This is a genomic window from Georgenia sp., assembly GCF_054605595.1.
In genome coordinates, this window is sequence record NZ_JBTSDU010000147.1 from 1 (window position 1) to 6847 (window position 6847).

Here is a 6847-nt window from a genome sequence, read left to right on the forward strand (position 1 = left end):
AGGGACGCCGCCGCGAGGGCCACCGGGGCTTTGGCGGTCGCGGTCGCGGGCCGTCCCTTGCCGGTCAGGCTAGACATCAGCCACCCGACATCCCCAGCGTCTTCAACAGGTCCGCTGCCTGCTGAGAGTTTGCGAGCTCGTCCATGTCGAATGTCGGTGACTTCACCTCGCTGAGGTCACCCACCACGCTGCTGGACACGCCCTTGGCTACGGGGTACTGCGCCTCGGACACATCAACGGGGCCTGCGACGACCTGTTGGCCACCGTCCTTCGAGGTGAGCCAGGCCAGGAATTTCTGCGCGGCTTCGGCGTGCGTGCTGGACTTCAGCACCCCCGCCCCGGAGGACAGGATGAGGTTGCCGGGATCCTCCGTGGGGAAGTGGTAGATCTTCGACGTGAGGTTCTCGGGGCCACCCTTCTGGCCGGCCAGGACCCACCAGTAGTAGTGGTTCGACAGGCCCATCGCGTGTTTGCCGGCCTCGACGGTATCGCGCACGTTGCCGTTCTTCTGCTCGTTGACGCCGTTGGACTTCAGCGCCGCCAGGAACTCGGTGGTCTTCTCCTCGCCGAGCGTCGAGATCAGGTATTGCGTCGTGGCGACGAACGCGCCGGACGGCGCCCACGCGAACTCGCCCTCGTACTGCGGCTCGACGATCTCTGCGAGCGTCTTCGGCAGCTCGCTCTCCTTGATCTTCGTGGGGTTGTAGAAGAGGACCCGGGTGCGCGCCGCGTAGGCCACCCACAGGTCCTTGCCGGAGCTGAGCCCGGGCCGTACCTGGTCGAGCGTGGCGGCGTCCACCGGGACGAGGAGGCCCTCCTTGCCGAGCTGGGCGACCGGACCGGGGTCCTCGGAGAGGAAGACATCGGCCTTGCTGGCATCGCCCTCGGCCTCGATCTGCCCGACCGTGGCGTCCTGCTGGATGTTGAACTTCACCCCGGACTCAGCCGTGTAGGCCTTGGTGAGACCCTCGATGAGCTCGGGGTGCTGGTCGGTGTACACCGTGAGCGTGGTCGACCCGGCCTCGGTCGACGGGCCGCCGGGCGCTGCCTCCGGTGATGTCCCACATCCGGCCGTCAGAACCAGCGTCGACACCGTGACGGCGCCGAGCAGCACGCGGCCGAGCCTGCGGCGAGCCGGTCCGGTCCGGGGGTGATCCGACCCGGGGCTCTCGGACGAGGGGGAAGGGGGTGGAAGTGTCATCAGGAGAGGGCCTCTCGTTGCGAGATCTGCGAGGAACACACCGCAGCATACAACTAAGGCAAGGCTCGCCTAACACGGAGTCCGGATGTGGTCGGCCCGTTCACCGCACCGCTGGACTCACCCGGCCGGGCGTCGGATACGTCGTCACCGGCCCCTCTACCCGCACCTCGACGACGTCGCCCACCGTGAACCTGTCCGAGCCGTGCACCCGCACGGAGACCTGGACATCGGAGTCGAGGCGAACCCGGACCAGGGCATCATGGCCGTAGAACGACTGCGCGATGACCACGCCCGTCGAGGCCTTCGCCCGACCGGTATCGCCGGCAAGGGCGCCGGAGCCGACCAGACGCACGCTGAGGTTCTCCGGCCGCAGCAACACCTCGCACTCCCCGACCACGGGGTGAGCATCCGGCTCGCCGGCCACTGCCAGGCGGCCCAGGGCGCAGTCGACGCAGGCTCCGTCTTGGTCACGGCCGAGTGTTCCCGGCAGGACCACCGCTTCGCCGAGGAAACGCCCCAGGTCGGCGTCGATCGGGGCGTCGTAGACCTGGTGCGGATCACCGCTCGCGACCACCCGACCGGCCCGCATGACGACAAGGTGGTCGGCCAGCGTCATGGCTTCTGCTTGGTCATGCGTGACGAGCAGAGCGGTGGTGCCGACCTGCCGCAGCAACGCGCGTACCTCCTCACGAATTTCGATCCGCAGCTGCGCATCGAGCGCGCTGAACGGCTCGTCCAGCAGGATCAACTGCGGCTCCGGCGCGAGCGCCCGAGCCAGCGCGACGCGCTGCTGCTGCCCGCCCGAGAGCTGGTGTGGTCGGCGCTGACCCAAACCCTGTAGTCCGACGAGCTCGAGCAGTTCGTCGACCCGCTGCCTCCGCCAGTCTCGGGTCCGGTCGGAGATGCCGAACGCGATGTTGCGCGCCACCGTGAGGTGCGGGAACAACGCGCCCTCCTGCGGCACCACTCCGACGCCACGGTCGTACGGGCGCACGTTGACCCCGGCAGCGACCAGGTCGCGACCTCCCAGCGTGATGACACCCGCGTCCGGAGTCTCGAAGCCCGCGATGCACCGCAACAGGGTCGTCTTTCCCGAGCCGGACGGTCCGAGCACCGCGGCAAACGCACCCTGCTCCACGGTCACGTCGACGCCGTCGAGAGCCGCCGTAACTCGACGCCCGGTGGTGTAGGACTTGCGCAGTCCACGCACGCTGAGCACGGCACCACGCTAGCCGTACCACCTGCTGCGCTCAAACGGCGGATCTTGGGAAGGCAAGACCCGCACCGCCCTCCAAGGCCTCCGCCACGCCGCAGCCCTGGGCCGATGCACGCGGCCGACCTGTTCTTCTGGTACCTGTCCCCCTCCGCCGTCGCCGTCGCCGTCGCCGTCGCGATCCTCGCCTCCCACCCCGAAGCCGGATCCGGCTGGGCCGACGCCCTCGAGTCCGAGATCCACGCCGACCCCCGCACCCGCGACAGCGTCTGGATGGGCGTCTCCCTCTCCCTGTCCTGTCTCGCCGACTCCCGCGTCCTGGACGCCGTCAGCCCCCAGGCCCGGCGAACGCGTCGACCCCGAAGAGTTCCTCGTCACCAACGGCATGGGCTCGGGCGGAGCCGTTGTTGCCCTCGACCGCGGGGCGGGAAGGTCATCCGTTCGGGGACGACCGGCGGATGGTGGGGGCGAGCGCCTACCGGTATCGGACCGGGTGCCGGCCCGGTTTCTCGTCGAGGCCGACGTGCCCGGACGGTTGGGCCGGACTGTCTCGGTGGACGCCACGAGTGCTCGCGCGCACTCGACCCGAGGCGGCACTGGACCCGAGGCGGCGACCGCGGACAAGGCCGGCACCTACCGCCACGCCCTGGGTCGCTGTCGTCCTCGCCGCCTGCCTCACCTGGACACGAGTACGAGAGACACGACCAGGCCGTTGCGGCTCATGAGGTGGAGATCACGGGAGTGAGGACGGGCGTCCCGAATGGGACGCGATGTCGTTCACCCTGATCGGCGCACACTCACGATCGAACGGAGCTTCACCGAACGAGGCTGCCGACGACCCGTTCGATTCGCCATGAGAAGTGGTTGCGTCGCAACATCCCGCGACGGGGTGACGCCTCGACACGTGGCTGTCGCCGAGATCGGCGTGGTGAGCCCGGGGAACTGGCTTTCCAGGGTGATTCACGCCCTGTGGGTACGAAGCTTGCGGGCAGCGAGCGTCGCCGAGGCGACGACGACAGTGACGAGGGCGAGCAGGAAGCCGAACCAGCCGATGCTGCTGAGGACAGCGCCTGCACCGCGTGTGGCGTCGCGCCACGGGTAGGACAGCGCGAGCAGACAAGGGGCGGCGATTGCGGCGACGATCAGGATGCGCTTCATGGTGAACTCCTGTGGCGGGTGGTGTGGTCAGGACATGTTGGGGAGCTGGCAGGTGCTGGCGTCGCGAACGTGGGGGATCTGGTCGGCTCCGGTGTGCAGTCGGAAACGGACGACCCCGACGACGTCGCCGCCGGTGATGACGTTGAAATGGAACTGCTGGTTCTCGTGGAGGACGTCGCCGGTGACCGCACTGCCGGGGTACAGGACATGGTCGAAGCCGGCACCGATCAGCCGGTACCTGGTGCCGTCGGCGCCGACCAGGTCGACATGGTCGGTCGAGATGGTGAACAGCACGTGCGCTCGCCCGCGGCCGTCGATGGTGGTCGTCTCGCGTTGACGGAGGTAGCCGCCGGTGGCGGTGAGGGTTCCGACGTCGTCGCACGTGACGACATCTCCGGCGGCGGGTATGGCTTGAGTCGGTGCGGCGGCGGATGCGGGGCCGGCGGTGACTGCGGCGACGGCAAGTGCGCCCACGGTGATGGCGATGGCGTGCTGGGCGCTGTTGCGGATGCGGGTGAATCGGTATGTGGTCATACCGGGAACGCTAGGAGTGTTCGTGCTGCGGCGCGTCGGGCGTTGGGCATGAACCGGGTCGACGCTGGTCGCATTTCCCCGGTGCTGCGCTCCGACCTGGGTATGGGTGCGGCAATTCCTCAGACGGAGGCGGGCGGGACTGCGGAGATCTAGTCTTGAGACGTGGCCGAGGTGTCGAGGGCGACGGTGTACGGCGAAACCGGCTGGCGTGCCGGCGTCTGGCCCGACGTCGTGTTGGCTGCAGTGATCACGCTCGGCGGGCAGCTGGAGTTGGCCTCCTCTGGTCAGGTGGGTTGGCACGGGCTGCTCCCCGGGATGCTGCTGTTCGGCCAGACCGCACCGGTGGCCGCCCGGCGGTTGGCGCCTTCGGTGGCCGCAGCGGTCGGCGCGGCGGCGCTGGCGATCGAGGCGTTGGCCTCGGTGCCAACCAACACCCTGTCAGGGCTGGTGGCTGCACTGGTGCTGCTCTACAGCCTCGGCCGCCACGCTGCAGGGTGGAGATTGGTCGCGGTCACCACGTTCACGGGCGTGGCACTGGCCGTGCACATGGTGTTGTTGTCCGGTTTGCAGATCAGCGACCTCGCCTTCGCGGTGATCTTCGGGGCTGCCGCGTGGCTGACCGGCCGGGCGATGCGCCGTCGTGAACAGGACCGGCGGCGCGCCGAGGCCGAAGCCCGCAACGAGCGGGCCGCTGCGGCCGCGGCCCTGGACGCGGCAGTGGTCGACGAGCGCGCTCGCATCGCCAGAGAGCTGCACGACGTCGTCGCCCATGGCATGGGTGTGATGGTCGTGCAGGCCGCGGCGGCCGAACAGTTGCTCAACGAGGACCCGGACTCGGCCCGGGTACCGCTGAGCGCCGTCCGACAGACCGGGCAGCAAGCGTTGGCCGAGATGAGGCGTCTGCTCGGGCTGCTCCGAGACGGTGGCACAGCCGAGGGGCTCAAGGCGCAGCCCGGCTTGCAGCAACTGCCGGGGCTGGTCGAGCGGCTCCGCGAGGCGGGCATGGCGGTGACGTTCACCGTCACCGGCGAGCCGACCCTCGTGCCACCCGGGCAGCAGCTATGCGCCTACCGGATCGTTCAGGAGGCGCTGACGAACTCGCTCAAACACGCCGGGGGCGCACCGGCGATAGTCGAGCTGCAGTACCGCGCGGACGCCCTCGCGGTGCGCGTCCACAACAGCATCGGCACCAGGACGCCGGAGGCGTCGAACGGTGCCGGGCACGGGCTGGTCGGCATGCGCGAGCGAGTCCGCCTCTACGGCGGCACACTGCAGGCCGGCGGCCGGCCCGATGGATCCTTCCTCGTCGACGCGATCCTGCCGACCCGCGCATGACCCCGCCGATTCGAGTGCTGATCGCCGACGACCAGGCCCTGGTCCGCTCCGGCTTCCGGATGATCCTCAGCACCCAGCCGGACATGGAGATCGTCGGCGAGGCCGGCGATGGTCGCGACGCCGTCGTGCTGGGCCGAGATCTCGTACCGGACGTGCTCCTGATGGATGTCCGGATGCCGGACATGGATGGCATCTCGGCGACCCGGTCGCTGCTCGCAGACCCGTCGATCACGACCCGGGTGCTGATCCTGACCACCTTCGACGGTGACAGTCACGTGTATGACGCCGTCTGTGCCGGCGCGAGCGGATTCCTGCTCAAGACCGTCAGTCCGGGCCAGCTCATCGAAGCCGTCCGTACCGTCGCAGCGGGCGACGCGATCTTGGACCCCATCGTCACCGGGCGGCTGCTCGCAGAGTTCGTCAAAGGCCCGCACCCCGCCGACGACGTGCCGGAGGCGTTCACGACCCTCTCGCCGCGCGAGCTCGATACCGCGCGCTACGTCGCACAAGGATTGTCCAACGCGGAGATCGCGCGGCGGATGTTCCTGTCCGAACCCACCATCAAGACGCACGTCACCGCGATCCTCGCCAAGCTGGGCGTGCGCGACCGGGTCCAAGTCGTCGTGCGCTGCTACGAGACCGGCCTGGTCCGCCCCGGCCACAGCGACACCACCTGAGCCTCGCGGCCCTCTTCGCCGAACCTCCGTGGTCCGCAAGTCCGGCCGGCCGAGTGCACGGTGCATGGTGGTTCCGATGACCATGACGTTGGGCTGAGAAGCCGCCACCGGCTGGATCATAGGAGACAACGGTGCCGTGCCGCTTGGCTGCGACGCCAGGGCCGCCAGCACCTGTGAAACGCCCCGCCACCGATCAAGTCGCCGACCTCCTGCTCCTGCGCCGGTGGCCCGCCGGCGATCCCCAGAAGGAGCACGTACCCATCGAGCGTCTGGGGGCCGGATCGGCGGGTTGGGCAACCTCGACTGAGCTCGCAGCTCGGTGATCCATTGCCGTGCAGCCAAGCCGAGGACGCCCGCGCGTTCTGCGCCGAGTTTTACCGCTGGTACAACACCAAGCACCTCCATTCCGCGATCGGCATGCACCGGCCGTTCGACGTCCACCACGGCCACGCCGACACCGTCCAGGACCACCGGGCCAGCGTCCTGGCCGGCGCCTACACCGCCCACCCCGAACGCTTCGTCCGCCACCCACCCGTCCCGCTCGCCCTACCCGAGACCGCCTGGATCAACCCACCCGCCAAGGAGGAGATGACCGACTCAACGATTTAAGGCTCTCCTGACTGATCCGTGGGTCATTTCGTCTTGGCGCGGCCGGGGAGGGGCGGGCAGTAGCCGCCGAGGGAGAGCATGGCCAGGGCGATGAGAGCCTCGGGGTTCTTGAACCCGAAG

General features: G+C 69.1%; 7 protein-coding genes. 3 read left to right on the forward strand and 4 right to left on the reverse strand.

Annotation, left to right across the window (positions count from 1 at the left end; translation table 11 throughout):
* Window positions 1-76: 76 nt before the first annotated feature.
* From ACYC1Z_RS13370 to ACYC1Z_RS13385, 4 genes are all read right to left on the reverse strand, one after another.
* The gene (locus tag ACYC1Z_RS13370; RefSeq protein ID WP_461410016.1) at window positions 77-1114 is read right to left on the reverse strand and encodes an extracellular solute-binding protein; all 1038 of its coding nucleotides are present in this window, start codon (window positions 1112-1114) and stop codon (window positions 77-79) included.
* 187 nt (window positions 1115-1301) lie between these two features.
* Complete coding sequence (locus tag ACYC1Z_RS13375) at window positions 1302-2420, reverse strand: ABC transporter ATP-binding protein (protein WP_461410017.1); 1119 nt, start codon at window positions 2418-2420, stop codon at window positions 1302-1304.
* A gap of 954 nt (window positions 2421-3374) precedes the next feature.
* The gene (locus tag ACYC1Z_RS13380; protein WP_461410018.1) at window positions 3375-3572 is read right to left on the reverse strand and encodes a hypothetical protein; all 198 of its coding nucleotides are present in this window, start codon (window positions 3570-3572) and stop codon (window positions 3375-3377) included.
* Window positions 3573-3599: 27 nt separating this feature from the next.
* Window positions 3600-4106, reverse strand: coding sequence for a hypothetical protein (locus ACYC1Z_RS13385; protein ID WP_461410019.1), 507 nt, complete (start codon window positions 4104-4106; stop codon window positions 3600-3602).
* 162 nt (window positions 4107-4268) lie between these two features.
* Between ACYC1Z_RS13385 and ACYC1Z_RS13390 the strand changes: the two genes are divergently transcribed.
* The 3 genes from ACYC1Z_RS13390 to ACYC1Z_RS13400 all read left to right on the forward strand — a co-directional run bounded on the left by ACYC1Z_RS13390 (window position 4269) and on the right by ACYC1Z_RS13400 (window position 6727).
* A complete protein-coding gene (locus ACYC1Z_RS13390; protein WP_461410020.1) occupies window positions 4269-5441 on the forward strand; it encodes a sensor histidine kinase in 1173 nt (390 codons plus the stop codon).
* Complete coding sequence (locus ACYC1Z_RS13395; RefSeq protein WP_461410021.1) at window positions 5438-6118, forward strand: response regulator; 681 nt, start codon at window positions 5438-5440, stop codon at window positions 6116-6118. Before ACYC1Z_RS13390 ends, ACYC1Z_RS13395 begins: the two co-directional genes overlap by 4 nt.
* Window positions 6119-6445: 327 nt before the next feature.
* Window positions 6446-6727, forward strand: coding sequence for a hypothetical protein (locus ACYC1Z_RS13400; protein ID WP_461410022.1), 282 nt, complete (start codon window positions 6446-6448; stop codon window positions 6725-6727).
* Window positions 6728-6847 lie beyond the last annotated feature (120 nt).